We start from the raw sequence: 13,291 nt of genomic DNA, 5'->3' as shown, positions 1-13,291 counted from the left end.
GAGTGATGCATGTCGCCCAAAAGTGCGCAGCGGTTTTGGGCATGCACAAACCAGGTTCATCGACCAACCCAACTGAAGGAGTTCCCATGCCCACCACCACGGAAGCGCCGCGCCTCTACCCCGCCCTGCGCTACAAGGACGCTGTAAAAATGATCGACTGGCTCAGCGAAGCCTTCGGCTTCAGCGTCCGTGCCCGCTATGGCGAAGGCGATGTCGTGCACCATGCCGAACTGGTTTTCGGCTCGTCTATGATCATGCTGGGCACGGTGCGCGACGACGACTACGGCAAGATGGTCGGCGAGCCCGGCTTAGGCGGCGGCAAGTCGATCTACATTGCCGTCGACGATGCCGATGCCGCCTATGCCAAAGCCAGGAAGGCCGGTGCCACGATCATCCAGGAATTGACCAACCGCGACTATGGCAGCCGCGAGTTCATCTGCCGCGACCCGGAGGGCAATGTCTGGTCGTTCGGCACCTACTGGCCGAAGGCTGGCGAAAAGGCATAGGCAAGGTCTAGCGCGCCAGCGCGAAAATCGCGTCGCAGTCGAGATGGGCTTCCAACTCGGCTGCGACCTCGTCCAGCGCCCGCTCCACTTCGGCCCGATAATCGATGCCACCACCCTTGATGCCGAGGCTTTCAAGGAATTTCCCGCGAAAGCCGTCGGCACCGAACAGGCCATGCAGATAGGTGCCGATCACCTTTCCATCGGGAGAGACAGCGCCATCTTCGACACCATTGATGATCGCCGACGGTCGCATGGTGTCCGGACCCGTCGTGTGGCCAAGGTGGATCTCATAGCCCTCGAGCGGCAGGTCGAATTGGACCGAGCGAGCGCTGACATTGCGCACCGTCTTCTCCGGTTCCATCACCGTCTCGACGTCGAGCAGGCCAAGCCCTTCGGCCCCGGTGACGCTGCCTTCGATGCCGCCAGGGTCGCGCACCGTCCGGCCAAGCATCTGGAAGCCGCCACAAATGCCGACGACGTGACCGCCCCGCTTGCGGTGGGCAAGAAGGTCGCGATCCCAGCCATTCTCGCGGAATTTCAGGAGATCGCCGATTGTCGACTTGGAGCCGGGAATGACCACCAGCCCGGCATCGGCCGGCAACGGCTTCCCGGGCGGCACAAACACCACCTCGACTTGCGGCTCGGCCTTGAGCGGATCGAGATCGTCGAAATTGGCGATGCGGCCAAGCATCGGCACCGCCACCTTCAGCGCGCGCCTCTCGCCGGACGGCAGTCGTTCCAGCACCACAGAATCCTCCGAAGGCAAGCGTGCCGCCGCCTTCAGCCACGGCACGACGCCAAAGCAGCGCCAGCCGGTAAATTTCTCGATCGACCTTATGCCATCGTCGAACAGCGAGACGTCGCCGCGAAACTTGTTGATGAGGTAGCCGACGATCATGCGCCGGTCCTCTTCCGGCAGGATCAGATGCGTGCCGGCCACCGAGGCGATGACGCCGCCGCGATCGATATCGCCGACCAGCACCACCGGCACGTTGGTCTGGGTCGCAAAGCCCATATTGGCAATGTCGCGGTTGCGCAGGTTGATCTCGGCCGGCGAACCGGCGCCCTCCACGATGACCAGGTCGGCGCCCTCGCCGACCTTGTTCCAGGAGTCCAGCACGGCGTCCATCAGTTGGCCCTTCAGCGCCTGATAGTCGCGCGCCCGTGCTTCGCCAAACACCTTGCCCTGCACGATGACCTGCGCACCGACATCGGTCTGCGGCTTGAGCAGCACCGGGTTCATATGGACCGACGGCGCCACACCGCAGGCGATCGCCTGCAGCCATTGCGCGCGGCCGATCTCGCCGCCGCCGGCCTTGTTGTCGCCGGGAATGTCGGCGACGGCAGCGTTGTTCGACATATTCTGCGGCTTGAAGGGCCGCACCTTCAGCCCACGCTTTTTTGCTGCCCGGCAAAGACCGGCGACCAGCACCGTCTTGCCGACATCCGAACCCGTGCCTTGCAGCATGATCGCCTTGGCCATCAGCCCCTGCCCTGCGCCACGGTTCCGGTGATCGTGGATTTTGCAGCCAGTGGCCCGCCGCGCCAGATGTAGAGCGCCAGCAATGGCACTATGCCGGTGCGCATGGCGTGGTTGACGTTGGAAGCGTGGTGGACGACCTCGCCGGCCGCGCGCCGGCGAAACCCGCTCTCACCTATCCGCCACTCGGTGCCGCCGGTCAGCGGGATATAGATCTCCTCGGCAACATGATGATGGTCCGGATAGACGATATCCGGGCCAAGAATCAGCAGGCCGGCGGCGACCTTGTCATTGGCGAAATGGCCGCGTGTGCCGAACACTTCGAGCCAGCCATAATTGTCGATGAACGCCTTGCCGAAATCCGCCTCGCCATAGGTCTGCCCCCAACGGAGATCATTCCGACGCTCCGCAAGCAATCGCACCAGCGGCTTGGCATCGGGCGGCGCCAGTTCCAAGGCGCGATCGAGATGGCGAAGGCAGCCAAGCGGGTGCGGCTCCAGCGTGCAGGTTGGCATGTCCCAGGCGATCCCCGCCACGGCCTCGCGCACCAGGGCGTCGTCCACGGAAGCGAGATAGGCGTGGAACCGTTCCAGCAGTTCATCGAATTTTGTCGTCACATCTCGCTCCGGACATGCATTGGTGCACAGCCGCTCCGCAGGAGGTCGGGTTGCGCGGCGGCATCATTGGTCTAGATTGGTGCGCGCGCAAAGCCAAAAACGACAGGCCAGCGAGCTAGCTGGCCAGCACATAGGGAGCACGCCATGGACGCCGCGGTCGATGCGAGCACCAGCCAGTTCGAACTCAACGAGGAACAGCGCGCCATCCAGGAGATGGCGCAGGCCTTCGCCGCCGACCGCGTCGCGCCGAACGCACTCGATTGGGACCGCAGGAAACACTTCCCTGCCGACGTGATCCGCGAGACCGGGCCGCTGGGCCTCGGCGGCATCTATGTCAGGGACGACGTCGGCGGTTCCGCGCTCGGCCGGCTCGACGCGGTGCTGATCTTCGAGGCGCTCTCGCAAGCCGATCCGGCCTTTTCGTCCTTCATCTCGATCCACAACATGGTCGCCTCGATGATCGACCGTTTCGGCAATGAGGAGCAACGCCAGCGCTTCCTGCCGATGCTCACGTCGATGGAATGGCTGGCGAGCTACTGCCTGACCGAACCGGGCTCCGGATCGGATGCCGCGGCGTTGAAGACGCGCGCTGTGAAGAGCGGCGGTGATTACGTTCTCAACGGCACCAAGCAGTTCATCTCGGGCGCCGGCGACAGTGATGTCTACGCCGTCATGGTGCGCACCGGCGCCGACGGGCCTAAAGGCATCTCCACCATTGTCGTGCCCAAGGACGCGCCCGGCCTTTCCTTCGGCGCCAACGAACACAAGATGGGCTGGCATATGCAGTCGACCCGGCAGGTCATTTTCGAAGACTGCACGGTGCCGGCGGAGAACCTGCTGTCGGGCGAAGGCGCCGGCTTCGGCATCGCCATGGCCGGGCTCGACGGTGGCCGGCTGAACATAGCCGCCTGCTCGCTTGGCGGCGCGCAATCGGCGCTCGACAAAGCGCTCACCTATGCCGCCGAGCGCAAGGCTTTCGGCTCCAAAATCAACCAGTTCCAGGCGTTGCAGTTCAGGCTGGCCGACATGGAGACCGAGCTGCAGGCGGCGCGCATCTTCCTCTATGCCGCCGCTTCGAAACTCGACCGCAAGGCGCCGAATGCCGGCAAATGGTCGGCGATGGCCAAGCGCTTCGTCACCGACACCGGCTTCAATGTCGCCAACGACGCGCTGCAGCTGCTCGGCGGCTACGGCTACCTGCACGATTACGGCATCGAGAAGCTGGTGCGGGACCTGCGCGTCCACCAGATCCTCGAAGGCACCAACGAGATCATGCGCGTCATCATCGCGCGAGCCCTGATCGGCCGCTGACGCCAGAAGAACCCGGGAGACAGACAATGACGACGATCGCCTTCATCGGCCTCGGCAACATGGGCAATCCAATGGCCGCCAACCTGGTCAAGGCCGGGCATGCCGTGCATGGCTTTGACCTGATGCCGGAGAATCTGACGGTCGCGCGCGAGCACGGCGTCGTCATCATGGCCAATGCGCCCGCCGCCGTGAAGGACGCCGATGCGGTGATCACCATGCTGCCGGCCGGCAAGCATGTGCTGTCGGTCTATGAGGACATCGCGCCCAAGGCCAGAAAAGGTGCGTTGTTCATCGATTCCTCGACCATCGATGTCGAATCGGCCCGCAAGGCGCATGCCGTCGCCACCAAGCACGGCCTGCTGTCCATCGACGCACCGGTATCGGGCGGCACCGGCGGTGCGGCGGCCGGCACGCTGACCTTCATGGCCGGTGGCTCCGACAATGCCTTCGCCGCCGCCGAGCCGATCCTGAAGCCGATGGCCGGGCGTATCGTCCATTGCGGCGGCGACGGCGCCGGACAGGCCGCCAAGATCTGCAACAACATGATCCTTGGCATTTCGATGATCGGCGTCGCCGAAGCCTTCGTGCTGGCGGAAAAGCTCGGCCTCTCGCATGAGGCGCTGTTCGACGTCGCCTCGACCTCGTCAGGCCAGTGCTGGTCGCTGACCACCTACTGCCCGGTTCCCGGTCCTGTGCCGACCTCGCCCGCCAACCGCGACTACAAGCCAGGCTTTGCCGCCGCTCTGATGCTGAAGGACCTGAAGCTGGCGCAGGAGGCAGCACAAGGGTCCGGCGCTGTGACCCCGCTTGGTGCTGAGGCGGCTCAGCTCTATGCGCTGTTCAACGCTCAAGGGCATGCAGGCGCCGATTTTTCCGGAATCATTAATTTTCTACGCGGAGCCAATCCATAAGCTCCTAATATAACTGGTTTTTTTGCGTATCTTGAGAGAAACCGGTCAAATTTAGGTTTGCTTAAGCTCTCGATAACCCCCCGGTAACGATGTTTCTGTAAAACGGAATGCGAGGCGGACATATCGCATCCGCCCGGCGCTCCGGATCAGGTCTCGCGTACCGGAGCCCGTAAGTTTCGCCAAGTGTTTGCGTAGCGAAACGCCATGCGTATCTGGCAAAGCCGCGTTCCCATTGGAGCGCGGTTTTTGCATTTCCGCCGGTTTCATCAGCGCAGCCTGTTTTATATACCGATTGCCGCATTCGGGACCGCGACATGATCTTCATTGATCAGCACGATCGGTGCATCGGCTCCCTCGACCCGGACGACCAGCAGGCGCAGGCTCCACGTGCCCGCTGCCCGGACAGCGGTCGAGAAGGCGGTGCCCTTGCCCTTGGCACCATGGACCGGAATGCTGAACTGGGCATCGCCCGCCCCATTCGCATTGACATTGAGATGGCCACCGACCCAGAAACTCTCGGTCAGGTCATCACCGAGGGCGGCCTTGACGCGGTCGTCGGCGCGAAGCTTGTCCATGGTCATATGATAGGCATCGCTGCCTTTCAGGACGTAAGGAATGCCGCCGACCATCGCCGTACAGCCGCCGATGCTGGCCACCCAGATGACAAGGCCGGCGATCGCCCAGTTGCGTTGCGTCTTGCGGAACTGTTCCGCGTCGCGCCAGGCGCGGTTCTGCCAGGCCCAGCGGCTGCCGCGCGCACCCAGTACGATGATCATGACGATGTTGACGACAGGGATCAGTGCCAGCAGCGCGATGAAGGTGCTGTTGCCGATACCCCAGATCCAGTTGAGGAAGAAGGCGCCCCAGTTCCAGCGGTCAAGTTCGGCCGGAATTTCGGCGGGCTGGTTGAGCGGCTGTCCGGCCATGATGTTCCCCCATCGGCAGATGTGCTTGATGGGTTCTAGCGTATGACCTCGAAAAACGGGAATCGGTTTTTCCCGAGCGGCCCTTCTTTGTCAGGCCTTGTTGGAAAGCCGGCGAAAATTCGCCTTCACCGCACGGCTTGCCGGCTTCAGTGCGGCGCTGATCGACCGTTCCGCCGCGACGCCGTTGAACAACGACGGCGTGCGGCCGGCAAGGATTTCCGGCCAGAACCGCGATGCCGACTGCAGAAAGGACATTTGCGCCGCAAACGCCCCTTCGGCCATCGCTACGGTCTTCTCGTTCACCGCGCGCGCCGTCTCCGTGCCCCATGGCTTGCTGCTCCCGGCATCCAGCGCCATCAACGGCACTCGCATCAGCGCCACCATCGGCGCCAGCATCAGGTCACCGCCGATGCTGGCTGCATCTTGCAGCCGTCGGCTCTTGCCGGTCTTTTTCATGGAAACAGTCCCCTTGTCGCAGCCACGTCGGCTGCTGACCCGCACACTAAGCGCTGAGGGTGAAATTCGTTCCCAACGAAATGTCTCTCGAAGCCGGGCATTCCCATCGAGAACGCCCGGTCGAGGTACCGATCCCTACCGCTTGCGCAGATCCGCCTGCGCCAGGTCCAGCGCCTTTGAGATGCGCTCGCAAGCCATGTCGATCGTGTCACGGGTCCAGATCAGCGGCGGCGACAGGATCATCGTGTCGCCGGTGGCGCGCAGCATCATGCCATGCGCGATCGCGTGGTCGCGCACGGTCACCGCCGCACTTCCCGACGGCAAGAACCGCTCCTTGGTAGCCTTGTCCTTGACGATTTCGATCGCGCCCATGAGCCCGATCGAGCGCACCTCGCCGACCAGATCATGCCCGGCAATACGCTCCTGCAACGCCCTGGCGAAATACGGCCCGGTATCGTTCCTGACGCGATCGACCAGCCCTTCCCGCTCGATGATCTCGAGGTTCTTCAGCGCCACCGCACAGGCCACCGGATGACCGGAATAAGTATAGCCGTGATTGAACTCGCCGCCCTTCCCGACCAGTGTCGCGGCGATGCGGTCGCCGACCAGCAATGCCGACAGCGGCTGGTAGCCCGAGGTCAGTGCCTTGGCCGTGGTGATGGTGTCCGGCTCGATGCCGAGCGTTTGTGATGCGAACCATTCACCGGTGCGGCCATAGCCGGTGATGACCTCGTCCAGCATCAGCAGGACATCGTATTTGCGGCAGATGCGCTGCACTTCCGGCCAGTAGCTGACCGGCGGTATCTTCACGCCGCCTGCCCCCATCACCGGCTCGCCGATGAAGGCCGCAACCTTGTCGGCACCGGCTTCGAGGATCGCATCCTCGACAGCCTTGGCCGCCCGCAGGCCGAAGTCATGATCGCTCTCGCCCGGCAGTGCCAATTCATAGGCATAAGGCATCATCACATGGACGATGTTGGGCACCGCGCCGCCGAGCTGCTTGTGCATGGCATCCATGCCGCCGAGCGAGGTGCCGGCGACGGTCGAGCCGTGATATGCCATCTTGCGCGAGATGATGCGGTTCTTCTCCGGCTTGCCTTCCAGCACCCAGTAGTGGCGGACAAGGCGAAGCGCCGTGTCGTTGGCTTCCGAACCGGACGACCCGTAGAACACCTGGTTGACGTGCTTCGGCGCGATTTCCGCCAGCTTCTTAGACAACAGCACCGGCGTCGGCGTCGAGCATTTGAAGAAGGAGTTGTAGTAGGGAAGCTCCTTCATCTGCGCATAGGCGGCCTCGGCCAGTTCGTCACGGCCATAGCCGATGTTGACGCACCACAGCCCGGCCATGCCGTCGAGGATCTCAGTCCCCTCGGAATCGTAGATGAACGGCCCGTTGGCATGGGTGATGATGCGTGAGCCGGCCTCGCGCAATTCCTTGTGGTCGGTGAACGGATGGAGATGGTGCGCGGCGTCGATCTGCTGAAGCTGCTTCAGCGAATAATTCTGATAGGTCATTGATCTGATCTTTCCTCTGGATTCTATCCGGCCGTGCCGGGAGCGAATGCGTCAGAGGCAAGCAGGTGGTGAATAACCGATGCGGGCGCACAGCCGCAAAAGCTCGGCGCGCAGCGTGCGCGGTGACGGTGTCACCGCGACACGGAATGCGCGAGCCCCAAATACGGGAGCCAATGTCCTGACGAGAGCCATGGACGGCACCTTAGAGCAATTCCGGGAAAAGTGTGAAGCGGTTTTCCCGGGAAAAGCGCATAGCGCTTTCCCTTAGGGAATCGCATCAAGACAGAAGGGCGAGCAAAGGACGGTCGAGGTGAACCATCCTATGCGTTTGCAGCGCCGAGACTTCGGCTCATGCGTTGCCGCCCAGCGCCCTTTGTAGGAACACATATTTCATCGCGGTCTGCGCCGCTTGCGGCCGACGGTCGCCACGGCCGCCATGGCCGCCCTCGGTCTCCTCGAAGAACAGCGTCCGGGCATGGCCGGCTTCCTGCAGGCGGGCCGCCATCTTGCGCGCATGACCGGGATGGACGCGGTCGTCAGCGGTCGAGGTGGTCAGCAGCGCCGGCGGATAGGCGGCATCGGCCGCGACATGCTGGTAGGGCGAATAGGCGGAAAGCCACTTCGCATCATCCGGTTTCGACGGATCGCCATATTCGGCCATCCAGGAGGCACCGGGCGGCAATTCGGTGTAGCGCAGCATGTCGAGCAGCGGCACCTCGATGATGACAGCGCCGAAAAGCTCGGGATGCTGCGTTAAGGAAACGCCGGTCAGCAAGCCGCCATTCGAGCCGCCCTGGATGCCGAGCGAAGCGGCCGTGGCAATGCCGCGCTTGACGACGTCCTGCGCGACCGCGGCGAAATCGTCGAAGGCGTTCTGGCGGTTGCCCTTGAGCGCCGCCTGATGCCAGGCCGGACCAAACTCTCCGCCGCCGCGAATACAGGCTTGGACATAGGCATTGCCCCTTTCCAGCCACAGCCTGCCGCGCACGCCGGCATAGCTTGGCAGAAGCGGGACTTCGAAACCACCATAGCCATAGAGCAGTGTCGGCACCGGACCGTTCTGGTCGCGGCGCCGGACGACGAAGTACGGGATCATCGTGCCGTCCTTCGAGCGCGCCTCGAACTGCTCCGAGATCAGCGGCGACGCATCGAAGCGGGCCGGCTGCGACTTCACGGTGGCGAGCGTGTCGCCATCGTCGTCCGACCAGATGATCGAACTCGGCGTCAAGAAGTCGGTGAAGGAGAAGGAAACGCTGGCGCCGAAATGCTCGGCGTGGCTGATGCCGACATTGCCGTTCTCGGGCAGTGCCACAGGCTTCATCGACCAGCCGCCATCCTTGCGCTCGCAGACGACGACCTTGCCGCGCACATTGTCCATCAGATTGACGAACAGGCGGTCCTGCGTGCGGGCAATGCCGGCAATCGACACGCGATATGCCGGCTCCAGCAAGATCTCCACCGGGCCGAGCGTGCCGGTTTCTACCCAGTGCGCCAGATCCAGCGAATAGAGGCCGTCAGGCTTGCACGAGGTGCCATCCGGCGCCGTCCACGGGCTGCGCACGCCGAAGACGAGTTGATCCTTGAAGATCGCCGTATCGGTCACGTCGTCAGGCAGCAGCAGGCGTTTGTTCTCGCCGGAAGGCAGCCGCAGGAAGATATGCGAGGCGAAGAAATCGAGCGTCCGAGCTAGGATCAGATAACGCCTGTCACCGTCGAACTCGACGGCAGCGCCAACGGCGAGATCCTCCTTCTGCCCCTCGAAGATCGGTGTCGCGTCTTCCAGTTTGGTGCCGCGCTTCCACAGCTTGACCACGCGTGGATAACCGGATTGCGTCTTGTCCTCCTCCTCGAAAGCCGCCGAGACGATGACGGTGTCCTTGTCCAGCCAGCCGAAGCCCGACTTGGACGCGGGTGCGCGAAAGCCGCCCTCGACAAAGGATTTGGTCGCGATGTCGAATTCGCGCATCGCGCTGGCGTCACCGCCATCCGGCGACATCGAGACGAGGCAGAGATTGAAATCCGGATGGAGTCGGCTGGCGCCGCTGAACACCCACTTGATTCCGTCCTTGGCCGCTAGCTGGTCGAAGTCGACGATCGTTTCCCAGTCGGGCTTCTCGGTCTTGTAGGAAGCGACCGTCGTGCGGCGCCACAGCCCGAGCACATTGGTCTTGTCCTGCCAGAAATTGTAGACATGGCCGGCAATCGCGGCACCGACCGCGATGTTGTCCTCGGCAGTCATCAGGTCGAGCGCGGTCTGGAACGACGCCTGATAAGACGGATCGCCCTGCAATTCACCGACCGTTACCTCGTTCTGACCATGCACCCAGTCGAGCGACTGCTTGGCTGTCCTGTCCTCCAGCCAGAGAAAGGGATCTTCGGTCGAAGGGGTGGAATTTGGCAGGGTCTGTGTGGTCGACTTGGTCATAGGGTCTCCGGTAAACTCATCAAGGCTCGGTGTCGCAAACATCGTCATGCCATTACCGAAATTCAATTGGAACGCGCGAAAGAAGCGACCCGCCATACCGCATCAAGTGCGAAACCTTATCCGGCCATGTGTCGCTACGAGGAAGCCTCATGCAATTTCTCTACATTGCGAAAGAGAGATTTGATCCGTCCAGAGCCACGGAATGGACGAAATACATCGAGTGGTCGGGCCTCACCCAACTGACCGAAGTCGTCACCCTCGATGGAATGCTTGGTCCGGTCGCGCTTGGCGAGACAAAGGACAGCTACTGGCCCCACATTGTCAACGAGGACTGGATGCTCGATTTCTTTGTGGACCTGGAGTTTCTGCTTTCGCAACTGGCAGATACGAACGAACTGAATATTTTAAGCGTAATTCGAAAGCCGTCGACGGACGTGCATTCGATTGATTGGGGCGGTTTCATCTTCCTGGGCTACGACTTGTTGGATCAAGAAGGTTCCATAAGCGCGTTGACCAACTGCGGTGGATTTCCCGACGTGTTTGCGAATTCGGAGTTATCTCAAGTTGGGCTGATACCCGACTTTGATCGTGCCGTTGAAATTCAGGATATGCTGCGCCGGATGCACCCTGAGGAACGTCATGCCCATTGTGACATATGGGCAATTTCGAGATGGCGAGGCGATGACGAGCAGCAGCATCCCACAATAGCGTCAGACTGACCTTCGACCAACGATGCTCGCAACCGCCAGCGTCAGACACATCAGGCCAAGGATAATCGGCAGGCCTCTTGCACCCAGAACATCCATCGCTGCACCGGCCAGCGGCGGCACGGCGATGCCACCGACTCCCCACATCAGGGAGAAGGCGGCGTTGCCGGCAACCAGTGTCGAGCCGGTGAAGCGCTCACCGAGCTCGATGATCGACATCGTGTAGATGCCGTAGGAAACCGCACCCCAGACAAAGATCATCGGCCAGATCAGTGGCGTCTCGATGAGAAACGGCAGGAGCAGGCAGCCGAGCACCGTGATCGCGACACAGGCAAGCCGCACCAGACGCGCGGAGAGCCTTTCGGCCAGCAGGCCAAGTGGCACCTGCATGGCGATGTTCCCGGCGATCATCACCGAAAGCAGCGCCGACATGCGGGTCTCAGAGATGCCGTGATGGGTGCCATAGACGGGCAGCAAGGCCAGCGCGCCCTGCTCGAAGCCGGCGGCAACGATAACGGCAAACAGAAGCAGCCACGCCAAGGGCACGAAGCCCAGGACGGAAACCCGATGCCCGGCCTCGTCGACCTTGGGCAGACGCGGCAGCACCGAGGCCAGGCAGATGCCGCACAGCACGAAGGCGAAAATGCCGACGGGGAAGGGTGGCCAGCCCTCTGTGCCGACGGCAAGCAGGCAAAGCGGCCCGGCCGCGAAGCCGGCCGAGATGATCGTCGAATAGACGCCCATGACGCGGCCGCGCCGGGCCGGCGGCGCCAGCGCGATCACCCAGATCTCGCTCAGCACGTAGAGCGGATTGGTCACCACGCCGATCATGAAGCGCAGCGGAAACCAGAGATACACATCCTGCGTCCAGCCGATCAGCACCAGCACGATCGCCGAAAGCGCCGCGCAGGAGAGTGCCGTGCGCCCTGCCCCGAACCGGCGCGCCAGCGCCGGGATCAGTGGTGACGAGACGATGAAACCTATCGGTGTCATTGCCGCCGACAGGCCGATCATCGCCGGTGATACGCCCTGGCGCTGCAGGATGAAACTCAGCAGCGGATAGGACAGTCCCTGCGCGATGGCGAATACCGAAACGGTCGCGATCACGCCGGTGATCGCCGCCCACTGCATCGCCGTCTCACTGTTGCTCGAACCGTTCGCGATCATGCCTTGCCGCTCCGGCGCACGGACGAGCGATACAGCGCGAACATCACCAGCAACGCGTCGAGACCTGCGATCACGACCGGCAGGCCGAGCGGGCCTATGCCTTGCATGAGCAGCCCGGCACCCGGCGGGCCGACAATACCGCCTGCGCCCCACATCAGCGCGAAGGCGGCGTTGCCGGCGACCAGCACCGAGCCCTTGAAGCGGCTGCCCAGTTCGACCAGCGCCATCGTGTAGACGCCGTATCCGACGGCGCCCATCACCAGCAGCACGACCCAGATCAGCGGCGTCATGATCAGCAGCGGCAGCAAAAGCGCGCAGGCCGCGGTTGCCAGCGCACAGACGATGATCATGGCACGGCCACCAAAACGTTCCGCCAGCAGGCCGAGTGGGATCTGCAGCAGGATGTTGCCCAGCGAAAGCGCCATCACCAGCGAGGCAAGCACGGCCTCCGCCAGGCCGTAGCTGGCGCCAAACACCGGCAACAGCGCATAGGTGCTTTGCTGGACCGCGGCCGAAACCAGGACGGCAAGCAGCAGTGCCGGCGCCACCTTGGCGAAGCCGACAAGGCCGCTGGCAGGTTGGCCGTCATCCTCGAAACCGGTGAGCCTGGAAGAGACGGCGTGCAGGATCACCGCGGAGAGCGTAAAGCCGGCGACACCGACAAGGAATGGAGCCCAGCCCGACGTGCCCAGCAGGGTCAGTGCGAATGGCCCGGCCGCATAGCCGGCGCCCAGCAGCGTGTTGAACACGCCCATGACCCGGCCCCGCCGCGATGGCGGCGCCAGCGACAACGCCCAGACCTCGCCAAGTATGTAGAGCGGATTGATGACCACGCCGATGATGAAGCGGATGACGAACCAGGCCACCCAGTCCTGCAGATAGCCGATGCCCAGGAAGCAGAGCGCGCCGATCAGCGAGCAGCCGACCGCCAGCGTGCGTGCGCCGACCAGCCGCACCGCGGCCGGCACGAAGGAAGCCGAAAGGATCAGGCCGAGCGGCATCATCGCCGCCGACAAGCCTATCAGCGCCGGCGACATCCCCTGCGTTTGCATCAGCAGCGTGAACAGCGGCGAGCTCAGCCCTTGCGCGGCGCCGAACATGGCAAGCGCTGCGGTGACGCCGGCAAGCGCTGCCCACTGCGTTCCCGCTTCGCCTTCGCTCGAGCCGGTCGCAACCATGCTGATACTGTCATCCATATGAAGTGCTGGCCATCCGCCGGCAAGCCCGACTAGCTACTGGTTCGATTTGGGGAAAGGAAGGGCCGGACGGC

At 63.1% G+C, this 13,291-nt stretch carries 12 protein-coding genes; 4 read left to right on the top strand and 8 right to left on the bottom strand.

The features are described from left to right. Positions 1–86 precede the first annotated feature (86 nt). A complete protein-coding gene (locus AC1DZU_RS21170; RefSeq protein ID WP_477287993.1) occupies positions 87–506 on the top strand; it encodes a VOC family protein in 420 nt (139 codons plus the stop codon). A 7-nt stretch (positions 507–513) separates the two neighbouring features. Here AC1DZU_RS21170 and AC1DZU_RS21165 read toward each other — a convergent pair whose 3' ends face one another. Together AC1DZU_RS21165 and AC1DZU_RS21160 are read right to left on the bottom strand one after the other, a co-directional pair. After that, complete coding sequence (locus AC1DZU_RS21165) at positions 514–1,989, bottom strand: cobyric acid synthase (RefSeq protein WP_477287991.1); 1,476 nt, start codon at positions 1,987–1,989, stop codon at positions 514–516. Beyond that, positions 1,989–2,603 carry a dimethylsulfonioproprionate lyase family protein gene (locus AC1DZU_RS21160; protein ID WP_477287989.1) on the bottom strand — a complete coding sequence of 205 codons (615 nt, stop codon included), beginning with the start codon at positions 2,601–2,603 and terminating at the stop codon, positions 1,989–1,991. Before AC1DZU_RS21160 ends, AC1DZU_RS21165 begins: the two co-directional genes overlap by 1 nt. 144 nt (positions 2,604–2,747) lie before the next feature. On the opposite strand from AC1DZU_RS21160, the gene AC1DZU_RS21155 reads away from it, so the two are divergent. Further along, the gene (locus AC1DZU_RS21155) at positions 2,748–3,914 is read left to right on the top strand and encodes an isobutyryl-CoA dehydrogenase (protein ID WP_477287987.1); all 1,167 of its coding nucleotides are present in this window, start codon (positions 2,748–2,750) and stop codon (positions 3,912–3,914) included. 26 nt (positions 3,915–3,940) lie between these two features. Then, complete coding sequence (gene mmsB / locus AC1DZU_RS21150) at positions 3,941–4,825, top strand: 3-hydroxyisobutyrate dehydrogenase (protein WP_477287985.1); 885 nt, start codon at positions 3,941–3,943, stop codon at positions 4,823–4,825. A gap of 281 nt (positions 4,826–5,106) precedes the next feature. On the opposite strand, the gene AC1DZU_RS21145 is transcribed toward mmsB, so the two are convergent. From AC1DZU_RS21145 to AC1DZU_RS21130, 4 genes are all read right to left on the bottom strand, one after another. Then, positions 5,107–5,751, bottom strand: a complete 645-nt coding sequence (locus AC1DZU_RS21145; RefSeq protein WP_477287983.1) for a cytochrome c oxidase assembly factor Coa1 family protein — start codon at positions 5,749–5,751, stop codon at positions 5,107–5,109. Positions 5,752–5,841: 90 nt separating this feature from the next. Next, a complete protein-coding gene (locus tag AC1DZU_RS21140) occupies positions 5,842–6,207 on the bottom strand; it encodes a hypothetical protein (protein WP_477287982.1) in 366 nt (121 codons plus the stop codon). Positions 6,208–6,342: 135 nt separating this feature from the next. Further along, a complete protein-coding gene (locus AC1DZU_RS21135) occupies positions 6,343–7,722 on the bottom strand; it encodes an aspartate aminotransferase family protein (RefSeq protein WP_477287980.1) in 1,380 nt (459 codons plus the stop codon). A 349-nt stretch (positions 7,723–8,071) separates the two neighbouring features. Further along, on the bottom strand, positions 8,072–10,147 hold the full coding sequence (locus tag AC1DZU_RS21130; protein WP_477287978.1) for a prolyl oligopeptidase family serine peptidase: 2,076 nt from the start codon (positions 10,145–10,147) through the stop codon (positions 8,072–8,074). A 149-nt stretch (positions 10,148–10,296) separates the two neighbouring features. Between AC1DZU_RS21130 and AC1DZU_RS21125 the strand changes: the two genes are divergently transcribed. Further along, positions 10,297–10,866 carry a hypothetical protein gene (locus tag AC1DZU_RS21125; RefSeq protein ID WP_477287976.1) on the top strand — a complete coding sequence of 190 codons (570 nt, stop codon included), beginning with the start codon at positions 10,297–10,299 and terminating at the stop codon, positions 10,864–10,866. Here AC1DZU_RS21125 and AC1DZU_RS21120 read toward each other — a convergent pair. Continuing rightward, positions 10,858–12,021, bottom strand: a complete 1,164-nt coding sequence (locus AC1DZU_RS21120; RefSeq protein WP_477287974.1) for an MFS transporter — start codon at positions 12,019–12,021, stop codon at positions 10,858–10,860. The genes AC1DZU_RS21125 and AC1DZU_RS21120 overlap by 9 nt on opposite strands. Further along, the gene (locus AC1DZU_RS21115) at positions 12,018–13,199 is read right to left on the bottom strand and encodes an MFS transporter (protein ID WP_477288220.1); all 1,182 of its coding nucleotides are present in this window, start codon (positions 13,197–13,199) and stop codon (positions 12,018–12,020) included. Before AC1DZU_RS21115 ends, AC1DZU_RS21120 begins: the two co-directional genes overlap by 4 nt. Between the last annotated feature and the right edge of the window lie 92 nt (positions 13,200–13,291).

The sequence above is a fragment of the Mesorhizobium sp. P2_A12 genome (assembly GCF_056405075.1).
The sequence above is the reverse complement of the archived record's forward strand: the minus strand, read 5'-3'. Positions and strand labels throughout refer to the sequence as shown.

Coding starts and splice junctions, on each gene's coding strand:
- AC1DZU_RS21170 (WP_477287993.1), top strand. CDS start 87: ATGCCCACCACCACGGAAGCGCCGCGCCTCTACCCCGCCCTGCGCTAC.
- AC1DZU_RS21165 (WP_477287991.1), bottom strand. CDS start 1,989: ATGGCCAAGGCGATCATGCTGCAAGGCACGGGTTCGGATGTCGGCAAG.
- AC1DZU_RS21155 (WP_477287987.1), top strand. CDS start 2,748: ATGGACGCCGCGGTCGATGCGAGCACCAGCCAGTTCGAACTCAACGAG.
- mmsB (WP_477287985.1), top strand. CDS start 3,941: ATGACGACGATCGCCTTCATCGGCCTCGGCAACATGGGCAATCCAATG.
- AC1DZU_RS21145 (WP_477287983.1), bottom strand. CDS start 5,751: ATGGCCGGACAGCCGCTCAACCAGCCCGCCGAAATTCCGGCCGAACTT.
- AC1DZU_RS21140 (WP_477287982.1), bottom strand. CDS start 6,207: ATGAAAAAGACCGGCAAGAGCCGACGGCTGCAAGATGCAGCCAGCATC.
- AC1DZU_RS21135 (WP_477287980.1), bottom strand. CDS start 7,722: ATGACCTATCAGAATTATTCGCTGAAGCAGCTTCAGCAGATCGACGCC.
- AC1DZU_RS21130 (WP_477287978.1), bottom strand. CDS start 10,147: ATGACCAAGTCGACCACACAGACCCTGCCAAATTCCACCCCTTCGACC.
- AC1DZU_RS21125 (WP_477287976.1), top strand. CDS start 10,297: ATGCAATTTCTCTACATTGCGAAAGAGAGATTTGATCCGTCCAGAGCC.
- AC1DZU_RS21120 (WP_477287974.1), bottom strand. CDS start 12,021: ATGATCGCGAACGGTTCGAGCAACAGTGAGACGGCGATGCAGTGGGCG.
- AC1DZU_RS21115 (WP_477288220.1), bottom strand. CDS start 13,199: ATGGTTGCGACCGGCTCGAGCGAAGGCGAAGCGGGAACGCAGTGGGCA.